At 61.8% G+C, this 21,294-nt stretch carries 33 protein-coding genes; 8 read left to right on the plus strand and 25 right to left on the minus strand.

The window, feature by feature from the left end; genetic code table 11:
* Positions 1-8: 8 nt before the first annotated feature.
* The 12 genes from ADIAG_RS11570 to ADIAG_RS11625 all read right to left on the minus strand — a co-directional run bounded on the left by ADIAG_RS11570 (position 9) and on the right by ADIAG_RS11625 (position 5,398).
* Positions 9-263, minus strand: coding sequence for a hypothetical protein (locus ADIAG_RS11570; RefSeq protein ID WP_007271556.1), 255 nt, complete (start codon positions 261-263; stop codon positions 9-11).
* Positions 260-658: a hypothetical protein gene (locus tag ADIAG_RS11575; protein WP_007271557.1), complete on the minus strand. Its 399-nt coding sequence runs from the start codon at positions 656-658 to the stop codon at positions 260-262. Before ADIAG_RS11575 ends, ADIAG_RS11570 begins: the two co-directional genes overlap by 4 nt.
* A 38-nt stretch (positions 659-696) precedes the next feature.
* On the minus strand, positions 697-1,395 hold the full coding sequence (locus tag ADIAG_RS20270; protein WP_007271558.1) for a hypothetical protein: 699 nt from the start codon (positions 1,393-1,395) through the stop codon (positions 697-699).
* A 109-nt stretch (positions 1,396-1,504) separates the two neighbouring features.
* Positions 1,505-1,744 carry a hypothetical protein gene (locus ADIAG_RS11585; protein ID WP_007271559.1) on the minus strand — a complete coding sequence of 80 codons (240 nt, stop codon included), beginning with the start codon at positions 1,742-1,744 and terminating at the stop codon, positions 1,505-1,507.
* Between the two features lie 99 nt (positions 1,745-1,843).
* Positions 1,844-2,128 carry a hypothetical protein gene (locus ADIAG_RS11590; protein WP_007271560.1) on the minus strand — a complete coding sequence of 95 codons (285 nt, stop codon included), beginning with the start codon at positions 2,126-2,128 and terminating at the stop codon, positions 1,844-1,846.
* Positions 2,125-2,412, minus strand: a complete 288-nt coding sequence (locus ADIAG_RS11595; RefSeq protein WP_007271561.1) for a hypothetical protein — start codon at positions 2,410-2,412, stop codon at positions 2,125-2,127. Before ADIAG_RS11595 ends, ADIAG_RS11590 begins: the two co-directional genes overlap by 4 nt.
* The gene (locus ADIAG_RS11600) at positions 2,409-2,738 is read right to left on the minus strand and encodes a hypothetical protein (protein ID WP_007271562.1); all 330 of its coding nucleotides are present in this window, start codon (positions 2,736-2,738) and stop codon (positions 2,409-2,411) included. Before ADIAG_RS11600 ends, ADIAG_RS11595 begins: the two co-directional genes overlap by 4 nt.
* 166 nt (positions 2,739-2,904) lie before the next feature.
* Positions 2,905-3,408 (minus strand): hypothetical protein, encoded by a 504-nt coding sequence (locus ADIAG_RS11605; RefSeq protein WP_007271564.1) that lies wholly within the window; start codon positions 3,406-3,408, stop codon positions 2,905-2,907.
* Positions 3,405-3,539, minus strand: coding sequence for a hypothetical protein (locus tag ADIAG_RS22420; RefSeq protein WP_268744245.1), 135 nt, complete (start codon positions 3,537-3,539; stop codon positions 3,405-3,407). The genes ADIAG_RS11605 and ADIAG_RS22420 overlap by 4 nt, the downstream gene beginning before the upstream one ends.
* Positions 3,536-3,754, minus strand: coding sequence for a hypothetical protein (locus ADIAG_RS11610; RefSeq protein ID WP_007271566.1), 219 nt, complete (start codon positions 3,752-3,754; stop codon positions 3,536-3,538). Before ADIAG_RS11610 ends, ADIAG_RS22420 begins: the two co-directional genes overlap by 4 nt.
* 83 nt (positions 3,755-3,837) lie before the next feature.
* Positions 3,838-4,152: a VRR-NUC domain-containing protein gene (locus ADIAG_RS11615; protein ID WP_152426151.1), complete on the minus strand. Its 315-nt coding sequence runs from the start codon at positions 4,150-4,152 to the stop codon at positions 3,838-3,840.
* Positions 4,153-4,927: 775 nt separating this feature from the next.
* On the minus strand, positions 4,928-5,398 hold the full coding sequence (locus tag ADIAG_RS11625) for a hypothetical protein (protein WP_007271569.1): 471 nt from the start codon (positions 5,396-5,398) through the stop codon (positions 4,928-4,930).
* A gap of 59 nt (positions 5,399-5,457) precedes the next feature.
* Here ADIAG_RS11625 and ADIAG_RS21425 point away from each other — a divergent pair, with 59 nt between their 5' ends.
* Complete coding sequence (locus tag ADIAG_RS21425; protein ID WP_152426142.1) at positions 5,458-5,652, plus strand: hypothetical protein; 195 nt, start codon at positions 5,458-5,460, stop codon at positions 5,650-5,652.
* A gap of 44 nt (positions 5,653-5,696) precedes the next feature.
* On the opposite strand, the gene ADIAG_RS21430 is transcribed toward ADIAG_RS21425, so the two are convergent.
* From ADIAG_RS21430 to ADIAG_RS21625, 12 genes are all read right to left on the minus strand, one after another.
* The gene (locus ADIAG_RS21430) at positions 5,697-5,912 is read right to left on the minus strand and encodes a hypothetical protein (RefSeq protein WP_007271571.1); all 216 of its coding nucleotides are present in this window, start codon (positions 5,910-5,912) and stop codon (positions 5,697-5,699) included.
* 923 nt (positions 5,913-6,835) lie between these two features.
* The gene (locus ADIAG_RS11630) at positions 6,836-8,356 is read right to left on the minus strand and encodes a DNA cytosine methyltransferase (RefSeq protein WP_007271573.1); all 1,521 of its coding nucleotides are present in this window, start codon (positions 8,354-8,356) and stop codon (positions 6,836-6,838) included.
* The gene (locus tag ADIAG_RS11635) at positions 8,353-8,598 is read right to left on the minus strand and encodes a hypothetical protein (RefSeq protein WP_007271574.1); all 246 of its coding nucleotides are present in this window, start codon (positions 8,596-8,598) and stop codon (positions 8,353-8,355) included. The genes ADIAG_RS11630 and ADIAG_RS11635 overlap by 4 nt, the downstream gene beginning before the upstream one ends.
* Positions 8,599-8,833: 235 nt before the next feature.
* A complete protein-coding gene (locus tag ADIAG_RS11640) occupies positions 8,834-9,379 on the minus strand; it encodes a single-stranded DNA-binding protein (protein ID WP_007271576.1) in 546 nt (181 codons plus the stop codon).
* Positions 9,380-9,381: 2 nt separating this feature from the next.
* A complete protein-coding gene (locus tag ADIAG_RS11645) occupies positions 9,382-10,605 on the minus strand; it encodes an AAA family ATPase (RefSeq protein WP_007271577.1) in 1,224 nt (407 codons plus the stop codon).
* A gap of 32 nt (positions 10,606-10,637) precedes the next feature.
* Positions 10,638-11,558, minus strand: a complete 921-nt coding sequence (locus ADIAG_RS20275) for a hypothetical protein (RefSeq protein WP_007271578.1) — start codon at positions 11,556-11,558, stop codon at positions 10,638-10,640.
* A gap of 2 nt (positions 11,559-11,560) precedes the next feature.
* Positions 11,561-12,415: a hypothetical protein gene (locus ADIAG_RS11655; protein ID WP_043474678.1), complete on the minus strand. Its 855-nt coding sequence runs from the start codon at positions 12,413-12,415 to the stop codon at positions 11,561-11,563.
* A gap of 98 nt (positions 12,416-12,513) precedes the next feature.
* Positions 12,514-12,636 (minus strand): hypothetical protein, encoded by a 123-nt coding sequence (locus ADIAG_RS22425; RefSeq protein WP_007271580.1) that lies wholly within the window; start codon positions 12,634-12,636, stop codon positions 12,514-12,516.
* Positions 12,633-13,007 carry a hypothetical protein gene (locus tag ADIAG_RS11660; RefSeq protein WP_007271581.1) on the minus strand — a complete coding sequence of 125 codons (375 nt, stop codon included), beginning with the start codon at positions 13,005-13,007 and terminating at the stop codon, positions 12,633-12,635. Before ADIAG_RS11660 ends, ADIAG_RS22425 begins: the two co-directional genes overlap by 4 nt.
* A gap of 72 nt (positions 13,008-13,079) precedes the next feature.
* Entirely contained in the window at positions 13,080-13,265 is a 186-nt protein-coding gene (locus ADIAG_RS11665) for a helix-turn-helix domain-containing protein (protein ID WP_007271582.1), read from the minus strand.
* On the minus strand, positions 13,262-13,543 hold the full coding sequence (locus ADIAG_RS21435; protein ID WP_007271583.1) for a hypothetical protein: 282 nt from the start codon (positions 13,541-13,543) through the stop codon (positions 13,262-13,264). Before ADIAG_RS21435 ends, ADIAG_RS11665 begins: the two co-directional genes overlap by 4 nt.
* Before the next feature lie 37 nt (positions 13,544-13,580).
* Positions 13,581-13,859 (minus strand): helix-turn-helix transcriptional regulator, encoded by a 279-nt coding sequence (locus ADIAG_RS21625; RefSeq protein ID WP_007271584.1) that lies wholly within the window; start codon positions 13,857-13,859, stop codon positions 13,581-13,583.
* 280 nt (positions 13,860-14,139) lie between these two features.
* On the opposite strand from ADIAG_RS21625, the gene ADIAG_RS11680 reads away from it, so the two are divergent.
* The 7 genes from ADIAG_RS11680 to ADIAG_RS11710 all read left to right on the plus strand — a co-directional run bounded on the left by ADIAG_RS11680 (position 14,140) and on the right by ADIAG_RS11710 (position 20,374).
* Positions 14,140-14,646 (plus strand): hypothetical protein, encoded by a 507-nt coding sequence (locus tag ADIAG_RS11680; protein ID WP_007271585.1) that lies wholly within the window; start codon positions 14,140-14,142, stop codon positions 14,644-14,646.
* Positions 14,647-14,715: 69 nt separating this feature from the next.
* Positions 14,716-15,087 (plus strand): ImmA/IrrE family metallo-endopeptidase, encoded by a 372-nt coding sequence (locus ADIAG_RS11685; protein ID WP_007271586.1) that lies wholly within the window; start codon positions 14,716-14,718, stop codon positions 15,085-15,087.
* Between the two features lie 12 nt (positions 15,088-15,099).
* Positions 15,100-16,239: a tyrosine-type recombinase/integrase gene (locus ADIAG_RS11690; protein ID WP_007271587.1), complete on the plus strand. Its 1,140-nt coding sequence runs from the start codon at positions 15,100-15,102 to the stop codon at positions 16,237-16,239.
* Between the two features lie 421 nt (positions 16,240-16,660).
* A complete protein-coding gene (locus ADIAG_RS11695; protein ID WP_007271588.1) occupies positions 16,661-16,978 on the plus strand; it encodes a hypothetical protein in 318 nt (105 codons plus the stop codon).
* Complete coding sequence (locus ADIAG_RS11700; protein WP_007271589.1) at positions 16,963-18,003, plus strand: alpha/beta hydrolase family protein; 1,041 nt, start codon at positions 16,963-16,965, stop codon at positions 18,001-18,003. The genes ADIAG_RS11695 and ADIAG_RS11700 overlap by 16 nt, the downstream gene beginning before the upstream one ends.
* Positions 18,004-18,181: 178 nt before the next feature.
* Positions 18,182-19,642, plus strand: a complete 1,461-nt coding sequence (locus ADIAG_RS11705) for a glyceraldehyde-3-phosphate dehydrogenase (protein ID WP_007271590.1) — start codon at positions 18,182-18,184, stop codon at positions 19,640-19,642.
* A 210-nt stretch (positions 19,643-19,852) separates the two neighbouring features.
* Complete coding sequence (locus tag ADIAG_RS11710; protein WP_007271591.1) at positions 19,853-20,374, plus strand: hypothetical protein; 522 nt, start codon at positions 19,853-19,855, stop codon at positions 20,372-20,374.
* A 63-nt stretch (positions 20,375-20,437) separates the two neighbouring features.
* On the opposite strand, the gene ADIAG_RS11715 is transcribed toward ADIAG_RS11710, so the two are convergent.
* Positions 20,438-21,277: an acyltransferase domain-containing protein gene (locus ADIAG_RS11715; protein ID WP_007271592.1), complete on the minus strand. Its 840-nt coding sequence runs from the start codon at positions 21,275-21,277 to the stop codon at positions 20,438-20,440.
* Between the last annotated feature and the right edge of the window lie 17 nt (positions 21,278-21,294).

The raw sequence follows: 21,294 nt of genomic DNA on the forward strand, positions 1-21,294 counted from the left end.
CAGGCGGCTCACTCCGCCACCTCTACGATGCTGTCTGGGTTCAGCATCAGGTCAAGGTCGGGGATCAGCGTGACCACAGTCCTTGCCTGCCCCGGTACCCACTGGATGTCGCCCGGGCTGGGGAACATGCGGCTGTCGTCGATCATGTCCCGCTTGTGGGAGACCATGAGCAGGACGCCCGTGACGGTGGCACCGCCGCCGGTCACGGTGACGGTCTTCCCGGTGTGTTCGTGGGTCAGGCTGCCTGCTGTTGTCTGGCTCATCGGGGGAGTCCTTTCCAGTTGACGGGTGGGCCGGGGTCTTCCCCGCGTAGCCGTTGGTTGAGTCGTCGGTTGAGTTCCTGGTCGGGGGTTTCCCCGAACCTGTTCCACGGGCGGATGCCGTAGCCGCCGTAGTGCGGGCGGGCAGCCGTGGCGATCCCCTCGAGGATGGTCTTGATTTCGTCGAGGTTGGCGCCCGTGGTCGCGGCGGCTTCCTTGGCGATCTGGTCGATCTTGATCATGGCCGCAGATGCGTGGTCGACGGTGGCTTGCACCTTGGTCATCGCAGTCTCGAATGGTGTGGCGCGATCCCAGTTGATGCCGCGGAGGGCGCGCATGAATTTGCTGGTATCTACCGCAATCTCAAGCTCTACGATGGTCGGTTTGCGGGGGACCATTCGCACTCTTCCTTCTTGGATCATCCGAGGGTAGTTGCTCATTGGGCGTCTCCGGTGAGTTGTCGTAGGGCTTGTGGGACGAGCACGGGGATGAGTGCGGCTTGTTCGGTTGTGAGGTTGAGGCCGTCGAGGATCTGGCGAATAGCACCAGCCACCGCGCCGCCCTGGCTCTCGGCAAGTCTTACCCTGCGATCTTCCACCCCGGCCTTGAGTGCCATGGTGATCCAGTTCGCCAGTTGGTTCTCGGCTTCCCGGAGTAGCTTCCACCAGACGGACTGATCGGCCCGGTGTTCCTTGACATCAATCGGTCCTTCTGGGCCTAAGCCTTCGCGATGAGACGCAAGGCCCCAGACTAGTTCTTCGTCTTCGAGTGCCTGGACTTTGCTTCTCAGCCATTGCACCTCAGCATTTTTGGCGCGGATCAGGTTGAGCAGTGTCTCGACTGGGTGTTCTCTTGGGGCTTCTGGGTCGATGCGGCCGAGGATGCCGCGTGCGTTGGTCTCAATGACGCGTTCCTTGGCTTTCTGGGCTACGGCGGGGGCTTTGGCTCCGTGTCTTCCGCAGCGGGTGGCCCCGTTGATGGGTGGGGCTCCGCAGGGTTCCTGGTCTTTGCGTTTCTTGGCTCCGCAGATCGTCTTGCCGTTCACTACCTGCCCGGGCGCGTAGGTCGGGTCACCCTTCCACTTCGCGACGACCGCGGCCACCGTCCCGTCATCGGTGACGCGTGCTGGCTTCATAACTTCTCCCCGCATTCGCAGACTCGTGTGGTGATGACTTGGAAGTAACCGGGCGATGACCACATTTGTTTAGAGTCGTGGCGTAGGATCACGCGGTGCCACCACCACTTCATGATTCCTTCCCGGTGATGGTGACGAGGGTTTCGGGTGGGAGGTGGTTGGCGATGCTTGGGCCGCGGGAATCGCCGCGGTTGACGAGGATGTCGACGGTTCCGTCTCCCCAGTGCTGGGTGCCGACGAGTTTTCCGGCGAGTTCCCAGTCACCGAAGCGGCCGCCGGGCACCGTGAGGCTCACGTGTTTGCCCCGGTCCGCGCCGGACAGGTAGCGGGCTTCACGGGTTACTGGCATCGGGTTCTCCTTGGCGTTCGTGGTGGCGTGCCCATGCGGCTTCCATGGCTGTGTAGGACGGGTGCGGGTGGTAGGTCGCGGCCGCCTTGTCATTCGCGCTCACGACGCCTCCAGGCTGTCGGCGTGATAGGGGTTGGTAAATCGTGGGCCGTCGTCACCCTCGGCGTCTTGGCGCTTGCCGTCGTTGAATCCTTCGTGCCAAGCCTTCGCGTTCGATGACGTGATAACCGGGGCCAGCATGGTTGCGTACTCTCTGGCAAGGACGCTCCATGCGCTCTTCACTAACGGGCTCGAATCTTCCCATTTCCGCTCCCACTGGAGCCGACCTTCTCCGCACAACAGTGGGGCCAGAACTTCAGCGATCCGCGCTTCAAGGTCGCTCATGATTCCTCCGGTTCGGGGCACTCGACGTGCCATGTCGTTTCTTCCCATTCCTGGTCCATGCTGAGCATGTCGAAATGGGGGTTCGTGGGCATGGTGATCGTGTGGATCAGTTGCCCGTCTGCAATTTCCTGATCGCACAGTGAGCATTCAACAGGCGTCCATGATTCACAGTTGCAGTGGCTCGCGGATCGGTTGTCGCATCCGGTGAAGTCGTAGCCCTCGGCGGTCTTTTCGATGACGTTGGCGGTGAGCGTGCGGACGATAGGCGGCAGGATCTCACTCATGGGGTTGTCTCCGTTTCGGGGGTGTGGTTGAGCGCTAGAACGATCTGGTCTGCGTGGTACTTGTCTTCTTCGCCGCCGTCGAGCCAGTGATCGACTTCCCGGGTCACGCGCTGGAGGGCAGCTTCGGCGGCTTCTGCGCGGGTTTGCCATCCGTCACGGGAGACTGTGACCGCCGCCAAATCACGCTCGGCGGCTTCCAGGCGGTCGAGTAGGCGAAGCACGGCGGTGTTCTTAATCCTCATCGTGTCGCCGCGGCTGGTCCCTTCGGCAATAATGCGGATAGCAGCGAGGTCGTGCGCGGTCAGGTCAAGCGGTGGGGTGGTCATGGCTTGCGTCCTTTGTGAAGTAGGGGCTTGAGCCCGTGGGATAGGCCGTGCTGGGTTTCGCGGACGAGGGGCTTCCAGAACTCTTGGCGGTAGCGTCCGACTTCCAGTACCCAGCCTTTGCCGTTTCGTGCGCGGCGATAGAAAAAGCGAGGGTTGGTGAAGTGGCTCATTCGGTGCCCCAGTGGATGACGCGGGCGGGGATGATCACGCTTGGGTGTGTGTCGCTTGCCCGGCCGCCACGGTGCCAGGAGTCGTCGTAGAGCTTCTGGAAAGACACGGTGTAGTTGGGGTACGTCAGCGAGTACCTGTATACATCCGAAAGAACCACGCTCCCCACTGGCAGCGCGTCGAGTTCTTCCACGGTCGTGATGGTTGCGGCGTTGTCAGCAGCAGCAAGAGCAGCGGTTGCGCATTCCTCAGCAAGCGCGCCGGTAACATCGCTATACGTGACGGCCTCAATCGCTTCCGCTGCGGCTTCGATCCTGGGGTCGGCTTCCATGGGCTCTCCTACAAGTTCGAGGTGTTGGGGGTGGTGCGGGGTGGTGGTGTGGTTGTCGTCCCACATGACGTGGGCGGCGGCCAGTGTCTCGGTGATGACGGTGCCGGTGGTGGCTGGGGTGTGAGCGTGGCCTTTGAGGTGGACTCGGTCGCCCGGCTTGAACACGGTCACTTGGTGGCCTTTTCTCGTGCGGCTTCCTCTGCGGCGATCAGTAGCGCCTCGGGGTCGAGCACCTTGTAACCGCTCGGCACGTAGAAAGCTTCTTCCTTGACTCCGAGCGGGGCAAGCATCCAGCCGCTCACGCTGCCATCTCGCTCACGGTGGCCAGCTCAGCCTCAGCTTGTTCCAGTGCGGTGCCGGCGCGGACGACGTCCTCAATCGCGGCGTGCACATCCCCGCCGGTGAACGTGACCGTATCGACGTGTAACGCTGCGCGGCGTACCGTCCGACGGGCAGCATGAACGGCACGCTGTGCCCGGTCTGTGGTGACGGCTGGTGGTACGTGAATGGTGCTCATAGTTTCCTCCCAAGGTGGCCCCAGCTTGTGGGGCGGTTTCTATCGACACTCATCACTCTACCTACTGCAAGTAGGCAGTGCAACTACTTCAAATAGTCGGTCGGCGCAGCGCGCAACTCCGCCACAATCCGACCCGACAACAAATCCGCCGGCCGCCACACCCCAACATCCTGGCCACACGCCGCCAACACCTCAAGCACCACCTTCTGCTCCGGACGCAACCGCCCAGAATCACTCTTGAGCTCACGAAACAAAAGCTTCCCACGCTTCTTGCTGGCCAACACCAGATCAGGGAAACCCGCCTGAGAGCCACGGGAATCCTTGGTGTGGTACCTAACCTCGTACCCGTGAAAGCCAGCGAGCTTCAGCACCGCCGACTGCAGCTTCCGCTCACTCATCGGCGGCATGGTCTGCCTAGTTGAAGTAGACGCTCCGGTCACGGGGTGGCTCCATTCTGATTCTTTGCGGGGCTGGGCGGCTCGGTGGGGTCTGGGTGGGGGATTGCTCGTCTTGCATCTTTTGCGGCCCGCAGATCGGATCTGATGCGTTCGGCGGGTGAAGTGTTGGCCTGCTTGGTTGACCCTACGGGTGGGGTCGGTAGTGCAAGCCGTTTGCCGATCATGGTTTCCGGTCGATCCCCAGTCTTCACGTCGGCGAGGCAGGATCGGCAGGTGGGTGCGTCTTCGGTGTCGTGGTCCCTGCAGCGGGGGAGTGCTGGCAGCTTGTCGCGCACTGCCTCGGGCCAATGAGCGCCCGGAGTGAAGATTGGTGCCGGGGTCTTGCACGTCCGATCCTGCGCCTTCGTCACCGCAGCAACCACGAGTGCTGGGAAGTCTGGCTGTGCACGGTGTTCCCAGATCAGGGTGAGCAGTGATGGCACTGGCCAATCAGGGCGGATGATGTTCAGGATCCCGGCCAGGTGTCTGGCTTGGGGTTCGTTCAGTTCTCGCATTTCGTTTTCCTTCGATCAAATTTCATCCAACCAAAACGTTTCGGTCTCGCACGTTACTTAGGTGACGATTTGGTTGGAGGTTCCCATTTTCTTTTTCTTTAAAAGTCTTGTCTCACGGTGGTGAGACGAAGACGCTAGTAGTTGTTCTTAAGTTCTTCCACTGCTGTTGCCACTGTTTTGGGGTGGCTACGCACCCTGTTTTGCCACTTTTGCCACTCTGTTTATTTGGGTGGTGTGGCGGTAAGTTCGGGATGTTTCAGCCATTCTTCGTTATTTTCGAACGCTGTTTGGCAGTGCTCGCAGGTGTCCACGAATTTGTGCCTGTTTTTGTGGTTCTTTGTGTGCCCTCCAATGGCCCCAGAAGCTGACCTTTTTTGGATGATTCCGAGGGCTGTTTGGTGCTTGACGTAGTCGTGCAATTCGTAGGTGGTGGGACTCAATTTCCTGAGCAATCCTTGGTCGATTAGTTCCTTGAGGACGGGCTTCCCTCGGGTCTCACAGGAGCGTGCTGAGAGCTTCCCGTCGATGAGTGGGGACTTGGTTCCCTTGTGCGCTGCGAGGTTGTTCTTGGCCGCTCGGAGCATGAGGGAAAGGTGCAGAACAATCCCTGCATCGGATAGGGCGTCGATCTTGGGGTTGTCCAGGTAGTCGAGCGTGATCTTGATGAAGGGGCGCTCGTCTTTCTCGGTCATTTGTCGGTCCTCTCTGGCATGATTGAGTTCATCATTGTCTACTCACGTGGGGGCTTATCGTGGCTGTTGGTATTCGTCTTGAACTTGAATTTATGGAGCCGGAAGGCGATGGTCGCGCCACTGTCGGTGATATCCGTCGATGGCTTGCCTCCGCAGATAAGTTCGGGGCTTCTGACGATGACGAGCTGTTCATGCTCATGACTGAGCGTGATGATGTGAACGGGTTCTTTGTTTACGGAACTCCAGCGGACTAAGTTGCAGGGAATGGTGGGCGCAGCAGTTCTTGTGCCCACCATTTTTATGCGTCCCGCCGGTTGATGCGCCTGGTCCAGTGCCAGCCGCCGCCGTGTTCGTAATATCTCACCGGCTGGTTGTCCCCGGTCTCGCTGGCAATCTCTCGACGCAGGAGCTTCGCATCTTCGCGGGTCGGTGACCAGAACTTTCCGCAGTATGCCTCTGGGCAGATAGCGCGGGTTGATCTGTGCGGGGCCCGGCGGGACGGTTGGGCGCTCATGCTGCTTTCCTTCGGCTTGCGCTGTACTGCCGGTTGTATTCGTTGAAAGCGATCCTGCATGGGTCGCACGGCATTTCCCCGCGGCGCACGTGCTGGGCTCGGCCCGCGATGGTCCCATGAGTGATTGGCTTCCGGCCGGCATGAGGTCGCGGACCTCCTTCACGTGCGATCTTCCGGGCACGTTTGGCTACGCTGTCGAGACGTTGCGCTTCCTTGCACGGTGGGCAGGCCTCTTCGTTGTCGCGGAGGTGGCGTAGATACGCTGCAGCGGTCCCGCACGGCAACAGCTTGCGCACTCGTGGCTTCTTCGGTGCGTCCGCCCGCGCTTTCCGGCTCTTCTCACGGAGCGCTGCCAAGCATGGCTCACAAGGCTGCTCGTCCCGGCGCTTGTGCGCTTGATATCCAGCCGTGGTCCCATGCTTGATAGTGCGAGGTTCCTTCGGCTCTTGGGGTGCTGGCTTTGGTCCGCCTGCTACGCGCACCGTACGCTTCTTGGCCTTGTTTTCGCGGCTGACTCGGTTAGCTTCTTCGCGGCATGGCGCGCATGCGGCTTCGCTGTTGCGACGGTGTTTGCGATACCCCGACACCGTGCCACACTCGGCGACCTGGGCCTTGGACCTGACCGGTGCAGCCTTGGCCGCCTCTCCGGCGTCGTTCTTCTTCTTCCAGGCCTTGCAGGTCATGCACGGGGCGTCATTTCGCCGGACATGATTCAGGTACCCCTGCTCAGTTGCGCATGCGTAGTTCGAGTTCATTTCGTTTCCTTTGTTCGTTCTCCGTAGGAGGGTTGGTAGTACCAGCCGAAGACGGCTGCATCAGGTCGGCAGTCGAGGCAAAACTGTTTGCCGGGGGTTCGTTCGGGATATGCCGGATGCCGCACCGGCCACACACGCGGGTCTTGTCCCGTCGCCGAGTCTCCGTGGTCATACGGCCACCGACCTCGACGCCAGGGACAGCGCAGCCACGATGAACAAATCTCGGGCGGCGGGCGGGGTGACGGCGTTGCCTGCCTGCTTGACCTGCTCTCGCTTGTTCCCGGTCATGATGTAGGACTTGGGGAAGGCCATGCCCGCGGTGATTTCGTAGGGTTCGAGCATCCGGAATTCGCAGTCCTCGACTTCGGGGACGGTCCATTCGGTGAGGCCCGCGTGGTTGCCGCCCGCGCTGATCGTGCGCAGCGGGTCCGATACCGGTGCGGCGGAGCCTTGGATCTGTTCCGGTGCAGTGCCGCGCATGGTGGTGATCATCGCGAACCGGTCGGTGGTGCTGATCGTCGGGATTGCTTTCGACGTTGGGTGCATGACGCCGTTGCCGTAGTACTCCATCAGCAGCGAGGAAGTGGCCGCGGGGGAGGGCGGCATCAAGAAGCCGGTCTCGTTCCGGGTTGTCTGCGTTCGCATGACATCCTCAACAGGCTGCGCCACCTTCCCCTCCCGACCTTCCACCGGAACTAACAACGACCGGGTGTAGCTGGTCGTCTGCGTCGGGAACGGCTCAGCATTCACCGGGGCAATGATCTGCGAGCCTCGCACCGCGTCGATGCTCACCGGATGCTTCCCGTACTTCTCGAGCCCTGCCCGTATCCGGGCCATGGTCTTCTCCACCAGTGGCTTCTTGCGGTCGCCGATGCGCTGGCCACGAAGGTCCCAATCGATGGCCGCGGCTGCCGGGAGCCATCCCGGTTCGATGATGGCGTTCTTGCACCGCGTATTCGGGCATCGATAGGCGTATTGCGCCTTGTATCGTCCCCACCGGTAGGCGGGGTTCTTCCACGACTGGATGCAGCGCACCGTCTCGTCGCACGTGGGGCAGTGAGCCAGCGGCATGAGCATGTCAAAGTCAGGTTTCGGGTTGCCCTTGAGCCAGAACATCACGTACATGCGATCACGGGACTGCGGGGCAGGGAGCCCGCCGAGCTGCGCGTGCATCGAGTTCATGTAGACGATGTGGTGGTCGTAGCCGAGTGCTTCCATGGCGAACAGCCAGGCGTCGAACATGACCCACTTGGCGGCGTCGACAACGTTCTCCGTGATGATCAGCTTGTACGCGTGCTGCTCGGCGAACCGGGGTACGTCCCACATGGTTGCCCGGGACTTCTCCGCGGCCTCATCAGCGAGGCTTTCCCCGAATAGGTCGGGCTGGTTACTGATGCGCTTACGCCCCTTGGCTACCGAGTGATTCGTGCACTCCGGGCTGGCCCACAGGATGTCCGAAGAGGCGATGTACCGGGGATCAGTGACCTGAATGTCAGCCAGCACATGGTCAGTGTCGGGGTGGTTAGTGTTGTGGGTTTCGATGGCGCGGGCCCAGTGGTTCATGGCCGTCTTCACAGTCACGCCGGGCACTTCCAGCGCACCGGTGGATGATCCGCCAGCACCGCAGAACATATCGGTGACGGTCAGTTCCGCCATTGACTCAAGGATGCTTCGATCGAGGGTGTTCATGCTGCTATCCGTCCGTAGTTTCGTTTTCGGGTAATGGCCGGGGCAGTAGCGACCACGCATTGCTCCGCGCCTTGGGAACCTGGCTGTGTGCGACCATCAACGACGTTGAACACGGCGGGCCCGGTGATCGTGGCCCCGTGCCGGGTGGCCACCGCGGGGAGGTCCTGCTCAGCTTCGAACACGAGGTCAGCGAACGGGATCGTCGTGTCGGTGATCGGCCAGACTGCTTGGAACATGGTCATGATGTCTTCACCCGGGCCAGCGTGGTGCCGCGGAGGATGTCCACGATCTCGGCACGCTGCTGGCGTTCCTCATCATCCGGCCGCCATGAGTGACAACCACAGTTCCGCTGCTTGCCGCAGCTGTACGGTGTCCAGCAACAAGACCGCTTGCATTCGTTCATGGTGTTCTCCTGTTTGTGGGTACGGAATGGGGCCCGCCCGTGGACGGGCCCCGATTACTGGGTGGCGCTACTTGCTAAAAGGGTGCGCCATCTGCGGGTGCGCCGGTTCCCCAGCCGCCCGCGGTGCTGCCAGCTGGTGCGCCCCATGCTCCGGCGTTGCCGCCCGCGTCCGGTGTCCAAGAACCGTTCGTGGGGGTTCCGCCGAACCCGCCGCCGCTACTGCCGCCCCGGTTGGCCGATCCTTCACCGTTGCCGCGGGCCGTCCGCGTGACCTTGGCTGATGCGTACTTCAACGACGGGCCGATTTCGTCAACCTCGAGCTCGGTGACGTTCCGCTTCTCGCCTTCCTTGGTCTCGTAAGACCGTGACGACAGGCGGCCTTGGGCCACGACGCGCATTCCCTTGGTCAGGGTCTCGGCCACGTTTTCTGCTGCTTCACGCCAGACCGAGCAGCGGAGGAACAGCGTGTCGCCGTCCTTCCATTCATTGGACTGCTTGTCGAACGTGCGCGGGGTCGATGCGATGGTGAACGAAGCAACCGCCGCGCCCGCCGGGGTGAAGCGCAACTCCGGGTCCGCCGTGAGGTTCCCAATTACCGTTATTACAGTCTCGCCAGCCATGGTTAGGCCACCTTTCCGTCTTCGATGGTCCAACCGAATTCGCCGGACTCGTCTACAAATTCTGCAAATATTTGGAAGTCGTGAGCATCTCCCAGTGCTTCGAGTTCGGCGAGACCATCGGAGTCCAGGTCGTTGCCGTTGCGCACGATCATGACGCGCAGCTCCGGATTGGAGGCGATGATCATGTGTGCGGATGCGATGGTCTGTTCGCGGGTGGATGCCTTGCGGAATGGGCGGCCGTTGAGCAGGACACCTTCCTCGTCGAAGCTCATGCCCTCGACGGGGAACGCGGCGGCGGCCAGTCCGTCGGCCTTCTGCTTGTCCAGCGCTTCGAGCTGCTTGGTGAGCCCTTCGGCTTGATCTTGTGTGGCCTCGAGCTGGAACACGAGGTTCGCCTTTTCCTTCGCCGTGCGGACCGTCCGGTTAGTTTCCTCCGCGGTGGCCATGCGTTCACGCAGCGCATCGATATCGGGCAGCGGTTCGTGGCCTTCGATGATTTGTCGGACGCTGTCGAGGTCGGATTCGACGATGGCGCGCTGTGCAGTCAGACGCTGGATCTCGGAGTTGAGCCGGTCAAGCTCGGAGTTGGATCGCACCAACATCGCATGGTCGTCCTCCTGCTTCCGCTCGACTTGTTCGGCTGCCCTGATTTCTTCGGCCAGCTCCACGACGCTCACCTCGGCAGTCGGCGCCGGGGGCAGGTCGCCGTAGCGGGCTACCTGCGCTTCGAGTTCCTTGGCCTTGCGGTTGATGAACGTCCGCTGCTCGAAGATCGCTTTCTGATCCGTGGCCAGCTTCGCAGGGTCGAACGGCAGGTCGGCGAGGTCGAGAACAACGGCCAGCTGCTTCTTATCGTCCAGCAGGGAGAACGCGCCAGCGTCCATGCCCAGGGAGCCGAGCATGCCGTTAAGCGTGGCTTGTGCGACCTTGGACCCGTCGGACGCCTTCCCGGTCAAGGAGGATGAGCCATCGGCCTTGTACTTGCGGGTCAGCGTCATGCCGTTGTCGAGGATGTTTACGACCTCGGCGGTCTTCTGGCCCTCACGGACCGGGCGGGGCACGTCCCGCTTGTTGTGCCCGATGATGGTTGCCTCGAGCCCGTCAAGGATGGACGACTTGCCCTGGGCGTTGCGGCCGCTGATGGCGACCAGTGCGCCGCGGGGGGCGATCTGCACGTACTCGAGACGCTGGAAATCTTTCAGTGTTACTTCGGTTGACTTTGCCATGATGGGTCAGACTCCTATTGGTGGTGGGTTGGTTATGCTGCGGTGCCGGCGGACGCGATTGCGTCGAGCACGTCTTGTGGTTGGCCTTCGCTGGATGCTTGGCCGTAGAGGGCGCGAAGTGCGGTCTTGTCTCCGGCGAGGCGTTGAACCTCGTCAAGGTAGTTCAGCTCGAGGACCGCGGGGGTTCCTTCGTCCGGCAGTTCACCGGTGTCCGGGTCCGCGGCTTCCTCGGGCTCCGGATCCGCTTCGACGGGTGCGTCGTGGATGACATCGGGGGCCACCGGTTCCGGGGCCGCGTTCTTGCGGGGGCGGCTGATCTTCCGTGTGGCAGTCTTCGCGGCGGTCGGTTCGACCTGCACGAACGGTGCCGGGTCGTAGTCGCCCAACTCGATTTCTTCGATGCTGTTCATACCGGCCAGCGCATCCGGGGCCACGAGCTTCGCGGCCTCCGCCTTGCACTTCTCGGTGAGCATCCCGATGGGGTTCTCTTGGTACTTGCCGTTGGTCGTGTACTTGGCCTGGCGTGCACGTTCGATGGTCCATTCGATCTTCTGCCAGCCGGACTGGCCACGGCGGCGGGCCCGGAATTCAACCCGCTCGTTGTCGGCGTAAACACGCTCAATCTCGTGACCCTTGGACAGTGCGATGGCGTACATCTGCTGTGCGTACAGAGCAGGGGTGCCGTGCACGACGTAGATCGTCTTGAGAGACACCATGGGGGCCATGCCAAGGGTGAAGCCGTAGAGGATGGCTGCTGCGGCTTCCTCTGGCTTCCCGCGGAAGTGCTGCGGGGTGAACATGGTGTTGCAGATGGTGTTGGCGATTGTGTAGGCGTGGGCCAGTTCGGATGCCCAAGCTTCGAGGGACATCGTCGCGTCGGTGGTGACCTGCTCGATGTTCGCGGGCTGGACTGCCGGGGTGAATGCGTTGGGGGTGGTGGCTAGTTCGCTCATGATCATGCTGCTTTCAGTTCGTGGGTGGGTACGGTGAGTGGTTCGCGGGCGAGCTTGTCGCGGAGCTTGGCGGTCTTCGCGGTGAATGCTGCGGCCAAGAACCAGGAGTAGTGCTCGTCGATTTCTTCGGGGGATCCGGCCAGCGGGTAGAGCGTGGTTCCCAGTGGCTTGTCTCCGTAGCGGGCGTTCACGCCTTCGCGGTCCATCGGGGTGACATGTGCGACGTAGGTCTTGGCGACCTTCGGCATGGGCTGTTCGTTCCCGTCGGTGTCGACGTAGAACTCGGCCTTGGAGTAGGCCGCGGTCTGTAGCGCGGTTTCCCCGTAGACGCCCTTGGATGTCTTGAGGTCGACCTGCACTACCCAGCCGTCGGCCAGCTGCTCCGGGGTGAGCAGTAGGGGAGAGGTGGCCAGCATGTCGAACGTGCCGCCGAAGTGATCCGTCCGGTTGCCGCACGGGCGTTCGGTGAGTACCGGGGTGATCTGCCACGCCTCGAGGAAGTCCGCGAATCCCTCGATGTATCCGGCCAACTCGTCCGGCGCTTCGACTTCGCCGGTGGTGGCCAGCTGCTCGGCCAGCCCGTGCACTGCTGTGCCGGTGATCCCGGCGTCGTCGCGGACCTTCCGCCATGCCATGCGCATCGTCTGGATCGCGTTGGCCCGGTCCATGGTGCGCAGTTCGTCGAGGTGATCCATCGCCCAAGTGCCAGCGACTTCCGCGGCCCAGGGGATTAGGTTGTCTTTCGGGATCCCGGCGCCGATCAGTCCGGTGACGCCGCGGACCGGCTTGGAGTCGAGGCGGTAGGTGTGGTTTCCTGCGTTGAATACGAGCCCGGCGGGCTTCGGCTTGGGGGTCATGATGTTGTCCTCTCCGTGGATGGGGCAGTCAATATTCACCGGGTCGAGTCCGGCTTTGCGTTCCCAACCGGGGCAGTCACCGGACGGGCACAAGCACTTCACAGCGCACCGCACAGAGCGGTGAAGGCCAGGATGCTGATATAGAAGCCAGCGACCCCACCCAGGACCTGCAGGACGAACAGGACATCCTCGCCCCGCGGGGTCAGCACGAGGCCCTTCATGCTGCGAACTCCACAGCCGGGAGCGGTGCCGGATAAAACTTCCGACCCATAAGATCAAGGCACTTCGCACTGATCAGGTCATCCTGCGCTTCAAGCCAGCGGCTCTTCGCGTCCGCATAGTCAGGGCCCTTCACATCAAAGTCGAGGGGAATGTCGTCCCACTCGCACAGGAACCGGTCAGCCAACAAATCCAGCAGCTCTTCCAACACGGCGCCGCGGACCTTATGCTTCAACTGCGTGCGGAGCCGGCCGATCATCACAACCCACTCACCACGATCCGTGTCCAACCCGAACTCATTCAGGTGCTGGCCGACTGTCGCGATCAGGGTGGCCTTCGCGGCCAAGAACTTGGGGTTCTTCAAAACACTCATTGGTATACTCACTTTCAAACATTGTTTTCGGTTGGGCTCGCACGCTTCTCAAGGGAGTGCGGGCCCAATTTTTTATGCTGTGTACGCGTGCCGATTCAGAAACCGGTCAATCGCTTCGGGACGGATCTTCCAAGCCCCGCGAAGCCCTGGCATCTTCGACCCGGCCAGATCGCCACGCCGCAACAGTTCCCGAACCGTGTCCGGGTGCATGTCCAGCTCCACTGCGGTTTCCTTCACGCTCAATACCTTCTTGCTCATGCGACCAACCTCAGTGCTTCTCGGATGCCGACCCATGTGTATTGGTGGCCGCCGTTCCGGGACTTTGTCCTCGACGTGTTGTCGGAGACCTTCTCGATCAGCCGGCGCCGGGCCGCGGTACGGAAAACTGATCCGACCATGTTCGGGTTAGGTGCTGGCCGCATGGCCCGGCGGAGGTCATCCGCATTAAACCGGCGTCCCTCCGTGGCCCAACGTTCAATCAGGTCCGTGGCGTCCTGCGACCAAGAATGGTCTTCAAGAGCAATTGGTGTTGCCATGTCGGCGTGTCCTTTCGAAGATAGGAAACTACTTGAATCAGGCGGATTGACGATTTGAAATAGGTTCTTGGGGGTCGAAAAGGACGGTGACGTCCAGGCCGAACACCTCCGCGATGTTCTCAGCAACTTCGGTGGTGCAGTCGGTTCGATATCCGGAGACTAGGTGGTTGATGAAGCTGGGGTGCACGCCGACCCGCTTGGCCAGTTTGCGCTGGCTGATCTTGCGGAAGTCGACGGGGCGGCCCATTCTGATGGCCTCCATGTCCTCTTTGGTGTAGACGAGCGTCTTGAATCGCTCTTTAGATGCGAGGCGCATGTATGTTCCTTTCTGCCAGCGGCATTTGGTTCGGAAGGGTGACATTTTGTCCCTGTCTGTTGTAGGCGGGTTTGCTTCTTGCTGATAGGTAAAGCATCCCACCCCAGTAGGCATGTTGTCAACTCGAATAAGGTGAATCATTTCTTTCAAGTAGGCGGGGCGGCCGGTTGCTGGCATTTTCTTAGTAGGCACATCTACTTCAATAAGGCAGAATTGCCAGTAGGCGCATCGAAACCGTATGCGATTGCACTAATCAGATCGACAAATGACAGTGGTTGGCATGACAAGCAAACTTCCCAAGAACGGCCTTCACGAGCTCATCCTGAACCATAAGGGTGACCGCTCCTACGCCAGACTGTCCGCCGCGTGCGGCGGAGTGCCATCCACCGTCAACGCCCAACGCCTCGCCACCAAACCCATAAAGCATTTCCCTACGGTCGAAGTACTTGTGGGCCTCTCGAAAGGCCTCGGCGTCCGCATGGTAGACGTCCTCCATGCTGCCGCGATATCTGTCGGGATGCCGATCCATGCATCCACGGATGACGACCTGCTCATTCCGGAGGCTGGCCGGCTCCCCGAAGAGTCCCGGCGGCTACTGCTCGAGACTGCACAAAACATGCTCTGGTGGATGGAGCAGGTCGATGCGTCCTCGGTGGCCGACGGTGATCATGAGGGTGGCCGCGGCGAAACGCCGGATAATGTTCACCGTTTGCACGCCCCGAAGTGGGGCAAGGTGGCTGACGCTGGCGAGCCAGGGGTTGACCCGGAGCAGCTGCCGGACGAGTAAGCTCACGTCGGCCCGGCTGTTAATTGGATGTTCAACTAACTGTCGGCGCACACCCCTAAGCTCGAACACATGTTCGAGAATCTATTGGGGAAACTCCACGTTCACGTCATCGAAACCGACCTGCCAAACGGCTGGTGGGGTGCCTATGACATCACCACCAACACCATCGGCCTCCGCCGCCTCCTCGCGCCCATCCAGCGGCGGTCCACGCTCTCCCACGAGCTAGCGCACGCCGTCCTCAAGCACGACGGCCACCACGAATATCAATCCCGCCACGAACGCGCAGCCGAAGAGCTCTCCGCGACCTGGCTCATCCGGCACTGCGACTTCCAGCATGCAGCCCGGATCTACAGCACACCCACCGCGCTCGCGCACGAACTCAACGTGCTCCCGCGAGACGTCCACGCATACGCACGCTTCATTCAGCGCACCCAAAAATAAGGGGGAACCACCATGGCGCAAAGCAGAATCAGAGACCTCTGGCTCAATAGAGACAAAACACACTCCGCCCGCTACGGGATTGGCATGCGCTGGCAAGCCATCTGGACAGCACCAGGAGGCAAAACCCGAAAGCAGAACTTCCGGACCAAGGACCAAGCCAAAGCGCACCTCGACAACGTCGCAACCCAACGAGTCACCGGAGAAAATGAGCTACGCCCAGACATGCTCTTCAGTGACTACGTGACCATCTGGCGGTCGAAGCAACTCCACCAACGCGACGGGTCCCTGAAGACGGTAGATCGCAACATCAAGAATCACATCATGCCCGCTTTTAAGGACATCACTATGCGCGGCATTAGTCGGATCGAGATTCAGCAAGCGATCACCACATGGGCAGAAAATGGTTTGGCGCCAACCACCATCAAACTTGCCTACACCTACCTGTCAGGAATTATGTCCGAAGCCGTCCTCGACCAGATGATCCGGGCAACCCCGTGCATAAAGATCAAGCTGCCGGCCGAGAGCGAGGAAAAGATTGATCCGCTGGATGCCGCCCAAGTGCAGACGATCGCGGACACCATTCACGTGACCTACCGGCATGCTGTCATTTTCGCTGCAGCAACCGGGTTGAGGCCGGGGGAGTGGCGTGGGCTAACCGCGGACCGGGTCGACCTCAAGCGAGGGCTGATCAGCGTGGATCGGCAGTACGCGGGCGCTTCGGCACGGAGTCCGAAGTTTGGGCCTCTGAAAACGAAGTTCTCTACGCGAAAGATTATGGTCGGCCCGCAGACGGTGGAGCTAATTCGGGAGCTCGTGGCGCGCCCTGGCCCCGAGGGTTTGATCTTCCATACGTTTGGGTCTGGCATCACTCAAACGAAGATGTCTGCAGTTTGGCGGACAGTAAGGGACAAGCTTCCTTGGGCCGGATCTGGGTGGCATCAGCTCCGTCACCACCACGCATCGCTACTTATTGCTGGGGGAGCGTCACCGGTTGCGGTGGCGCATAGGATGGGGCACAAGGACGCCACGGAGACTCTAAAGACGTACAGCCATTTGTTCCCGGATGATGACTCGAAGTTGGCGGCGATGGTTGACGGTTTGGTGGTGTTCAATAGTTTGCCGAGTGACCCCAGAGTGACCCCGCGGCAGTAGATCGGCATGCTGGCGAGGAGTTAACGGAAACCCGGCGTATCGGCCCTCCCGTCCACTCAAAGCCTTCACAGCCACCGTAAATACGGCGGGACGTGAAGGCTTTTTCGTGTCCCCGCGCACGCCGTTGATTCGCGGTAGGGGAGGGCCGAACGAACCCGGGTGCACTTCCCCGCACAGCTGCCCGATGCCGCAATCCTTCATATAGAACGAAGCAGGACACTCAAGGTGCCCACAGTCATGCCCCTGGTCCATGGCATCGCGACCAATCGGTTCAAGGGGTGCGACGCGGCGGACCCCTATGACTACAAAGCGTTGCAGCAAGCCTCTGCGCGGGTCAGAGCTGGCCTCCTGGGCAGAGCGGGACTACTCGAAGCAGCAGCCCCGGCACAGAAAGCATTTGCGGCGGCATTAGACTCGGTACATGGAGTGGCTCATCTGGCTGATCGCGATACCCGTGCTTTGCCTTGGTCTGTTGTGGGCTGCCTCGAAGTTCACTTTCGCCACTTCCGGCGGGGGTGGCGGCGCATCGGGGGTCTTCGATGCACTGAACTCCTTCTACAAACCTTCCGGCTCTGCTGCGGCGCAGGCCATCGAGGAACAAAAGCGCCACATCCACGAGTCGGCCCAAGGCCAGGACAAGGATCCGCTCGAAGGCTTCGCAGAGCCATCGACGCAGCATCCCCACCAGCCGGCCGACGGTGCCGAGGACACCCCTGAGGAACCATGGGCACCCCGTTAAGCGTCCCCGGTGGGAAACCGGCCAGCATCACCTCGAAAGAAATCGAAATCCCCTGTGTCGACGAGCAACTGCTTCACGGACACCTCTTTGAACCGAACCAAGCCACCGAGCCGAAACGCGAAAACACGTCGCCACGGCAACTGGTGGTCATTGCCTGCGCCACCGGGGTCCGTGCCAGCTACTACCACCGGTACGCCACCTTCCTGGCCGAACACGGTTTTACGGCACTGACCTTCGACTACCGCGGAATTGGCGCCTCCGCCCCGGCAGACCTGCGCGACTTCACGGCGCGGTGGCATCAATGGGGCACCGAGGACATCGACGCGGCCGTGCGCTGGGCACGGAACCACCAGCCGGATGGAACGGTGTCTTTTGTCGGCCACAGCTTCGGCGGATTCGGCGTCGGGCTGGCTCCGGAAGCACACCATCTGGCCCGCATCCTCACCGTGGGGGCGCAACACGCCTACTGGCGCGACTACGCCAAAGGCTATCGGGCACAATTCCTGACCCGATGGCACCTGTACATGCCACTGATGACCCGCGCTTCGGGCTACTTTCGGGGAAAACGCCGAGGCTGGCTCGAAGACCTGCCCCGCGGCGTCGCCCTGGATTGGGCGCGCAGCAGAAAGGACTTCATCAAGAACGCCCCGGCCGGGCAGCAAACGGGCATGCGCGCTGCCGGGCAGGCACTCCGCACGCCCATCCTCGCCCTGGCCACCACCGATGATCCCTACGCCAGCGTCCGAGCGATGAAACGCGCCCTGGCCTACACACCCCAGGCGCCAACGTTCATCCATCGCCTCGAACCGCGTGCCTACGGGAAAGCATCCATCGGTCACTTTGGGCTCTTCCACAGCGATTATGCCGAGAGTTTCTGGAGCCAGACACTGATCTGGCTGCGGGACGGGATCGACCCGTGGGCCGAGGCCTCGGGGCCACTCGAGGACCCCCAGGAGCGGCCGCTGCGCCAGGGTTCACCGGCCGGGAAAAACCCCGGGAATCGCCCAGCGACGAGCAGGATGTGAGAGACCTCACCGATAGGTGCCGGAGAACGCCGCGCACACATACTAGAATGGTTTACGGGCCTTAGCGCTCCATGGGGGAATGATCCCGACACCCCCTGCACAACCGCTTCTGCAATGGTGCTTTAGCGGTAACAACCGGCTAGAGGATCGCCAGCCGGCTGAATCGGAAGGATTTTCAGTGACCCAGCAGTCTGTCGAAGCCCTACAGGAATGGAGCGGGCGCGAAGAGCTCGCCGAGGCCATGATCCCGTTGATCGGGCGCCTGTACCGCAACAACAACGTGGTGACCTCCATTTACGGCCGTAAGCTGATCAACCAGTCGGCCATCAACATCCTCAAGGCCCACCGCGTGGTGCGCCGCATCGACGGCGTGGAGCTCTCCCTCGAGCAGACCATGCCGATGTTGCAGGCCATCGAGGCACTGAATACCGGTGCCGTCGCCATCGACCTGGGACGCCTGAACAAGAAGTTCACCGAATCCGGCTCCAGCGACCTGGACGCCTTCCTCGTCGAAGAGCTGGGCGAAAAGGTCAACCAGGCCGGCGCCACCGACGCCGAACCCACTGACGTCGTGCTCTACGGCTTCGGACGCATCGGCCGTCTGCTGGCCCGCATTCTCATCGAACGTGGCGGCTATGGCCTGCGCCTGCGCGCCATTGTGGTGCGCAAGGGTTCGGACGACGACATCGTCAAGCGCGCTTCGCTGCTGCGCCGCGATTCGGTCCACGGCCCGTTCGATGGCTCGATCACCGTCGATGAGGAAAACAACACGATCCTCGCCAACGGCACGCTGATCCAGGTCATCTACTCGAACGATCCCAGCACCGTGGACTACACCGCCTTCGGCATCAACAACGCCATCGTGGTGGACAACACCGGTCGCTGGCGCGACGAAGAAGGACTGTCCCAGCACCTGACCGCCAAGGGCGTTTCCCGCGTGCTGCTCACCGCACCGGGCAAGGGCAACCTGAAGAACATCGTCCACGGCATCAACCACGGTGACATCACCGCCGATGACAAGATTGTCACCGCCGCGTCCTGCACCACCAATGCGATCACCCCGGTGCTCAAGGCCCTGAACGACCGCTTCGGCGTTGTGCACGGCCACGTCGAGACGGTTCACTCGTTCACCAACGACCAGAACCTCATCGACAACTTCCACAAGGGTGAGCGTCGCGGCCGTTCGGCGGCGCTGAACATGGTCATCACCGAGACCGGTGCGGCCAAGGCCGTGGCCAAGGCCCTGCCCGAGCTTGAAGGCAAGCTCACCGGCAACGCGATCCGCGTCCCCACCCCGGATGTATCGATGGCAATCCTGAACCTGAACCTGGAAACGGCGACGGACAAGGAAGAGCTGAACAACTACCTGCGCGAAACCTCGCTGGGTGCCGAGCTGCACAAGCAAATCGACTACATTGATTCGCCCGAGGTCGTCTCCACCGACTTCGTCGGCTCGCGCCGTGCAGGAATCGTTGACGGCCTGGCGACCATCGCCACTGGCAAGAACGCCGTCGTCTACGTCTGGTACGACAACGAGTTCGGTTACTCCTGCCAGGTGGTCCGCGTCATCGAGACCATGGCCGGCACCCACCCGCTGGCTGTCCCGGCCATCGCTACCGTTGCCACGGCTGCCGTCTAACCGGCCTCCGCAACCAAGCACCACCGGCGTGCCCCACACCATGAGGTGTGGGGCACGCCGTGGCGTTTAACGCCGGCAACTGCCCGACGCCGGTCCGAGGGTGCCAGTGAGCAGGGGGCCCGACGTGCCAGCAGGCTCCAGGGGAGGTGCGTCCATAACGTTTTAGGTCCAGTGGGTCCAAGACCGCGAAACTGCAGCCAAGCTGTGGCCATGAAGCAGCCAGCCGATGTTTCAGCAGTACACGAGGCGAAGGCCACGGCTAGTGCCAGGTGCGAGCCAGTGCCCCGCCGCGCACTGAATCATGCAGCTGTCCGATGGTTCGTCGTGGCCGCGATGCTGGGGCTCGGTGCAAGCGCTTGTGCCCTGGATGCGGAAAAGCTGAGCCTCTCGGACACCAACCCGCGCTTCATCCAGGGCAACTACGCGATCCCCGATGCGGCAAACCAGGCGTTGCTGGAGGGTACGTTGCTGGTGGGTCCGGATGGCTGCCTGGCGGTCACCGATTCCGAGGGCCGCACCGTGGTCCCGGCGTTTCCCCTGGAAACCGTCGTGGTCGATGGCGGCACACCGGGGATCGCCATCGCCGACAGAGAATTTCCGTTCGGTCAGAAGGCGGCCTTCGCGGGCGGCTATACGGACCTGGAGCCGGCGGAGCGCTCACTCGTGGCCCCGTGCGCCGATGCCAACGAACTCTTTTTCATCCAGGGGCTGATCGAAGCGTTCAGCAATTGAGCCCCTGGCCGGGGACCGGGGAAGCGTGGCATCCGGGCTTCCGCAACCAAGACGTGGGGCAGCTCAGCCCACAGCCATGGGCCAGAGCACTGTCCCCTTGCCGCACTGCCAGACCCCGCCGGTCTCGATGCGCTCGAGCACCAAGCTCTGTAACGAGGTGTCGCGCGGCAGTGTAGAGATGTCCACGTTCGGCTGTGCCCGGAAGGTGAAATAGAGTGCGTCGCCCGGTTCATCGCGCAACTGAACCTCGCCAAAGCGTGCGGCAAATGAGGCGATATTCGACGAGGGCCTGTGTGCAGACAGGTAGGGATCCAGCAGCCAGGAATCGCAGTAGGCGTGGTCGATGACTCGATCACCGAAGTGTCTTGCGAAGAAGGCTGCGGCCTCGGCACAGGATTGATCGACCGAGACGGCATCCAGCGGCCCATCTTGCGGAATGTGGAGGCCCAGCACCCAGGGACCTGCATCGTGGTTGCGGTGCAGGTGGAACTGCAGACGCCCGATCCTGAAAAGTGAACCGGAAAGGTGGAGGGTCGACCACCAGTCGGTGGCCATCCCGAAGGTCCCGTGCATCCTCCGGTGCAGGGCGAATTGGTTGCCGACATCGCCCAGTGTCGCCTCGATGATTGCGGGGCTGATGCCTGAGGATTCGAGCCGTTCGGCGGTGGTCGCGGCGAAGCGCAACAATCCGGTCTGCCACGAGAGCTCATCGATCCCGGCGGGACGGTGCATACCCTCGGCCGGGAACCAGCCCCAGCGTGCGTCAAGAGCTGCCAGCACGTTGCGCACCGACTCGGTCACCGGAGCCTGCAGCAGCTTCGAGCCCTCGGGCCTGTCTGCTGCCTCCACGGCGCACAGATCCAGGATCGAGGTGACCATGGATGAGGAATACTGCTCGATCATCAAATCCTCCGCACTGC

The organism is Paeniglutamicibacter gangotriensis Lz1y (genome assembly GCF_000348945.1).
GTDB lineage: Bacteria > Actinomycetota > Actinomycetes > Actinomycetales > Micrococcaceae > Paeniglutamicibacter > Paeniglutamicibacter gangotriensis.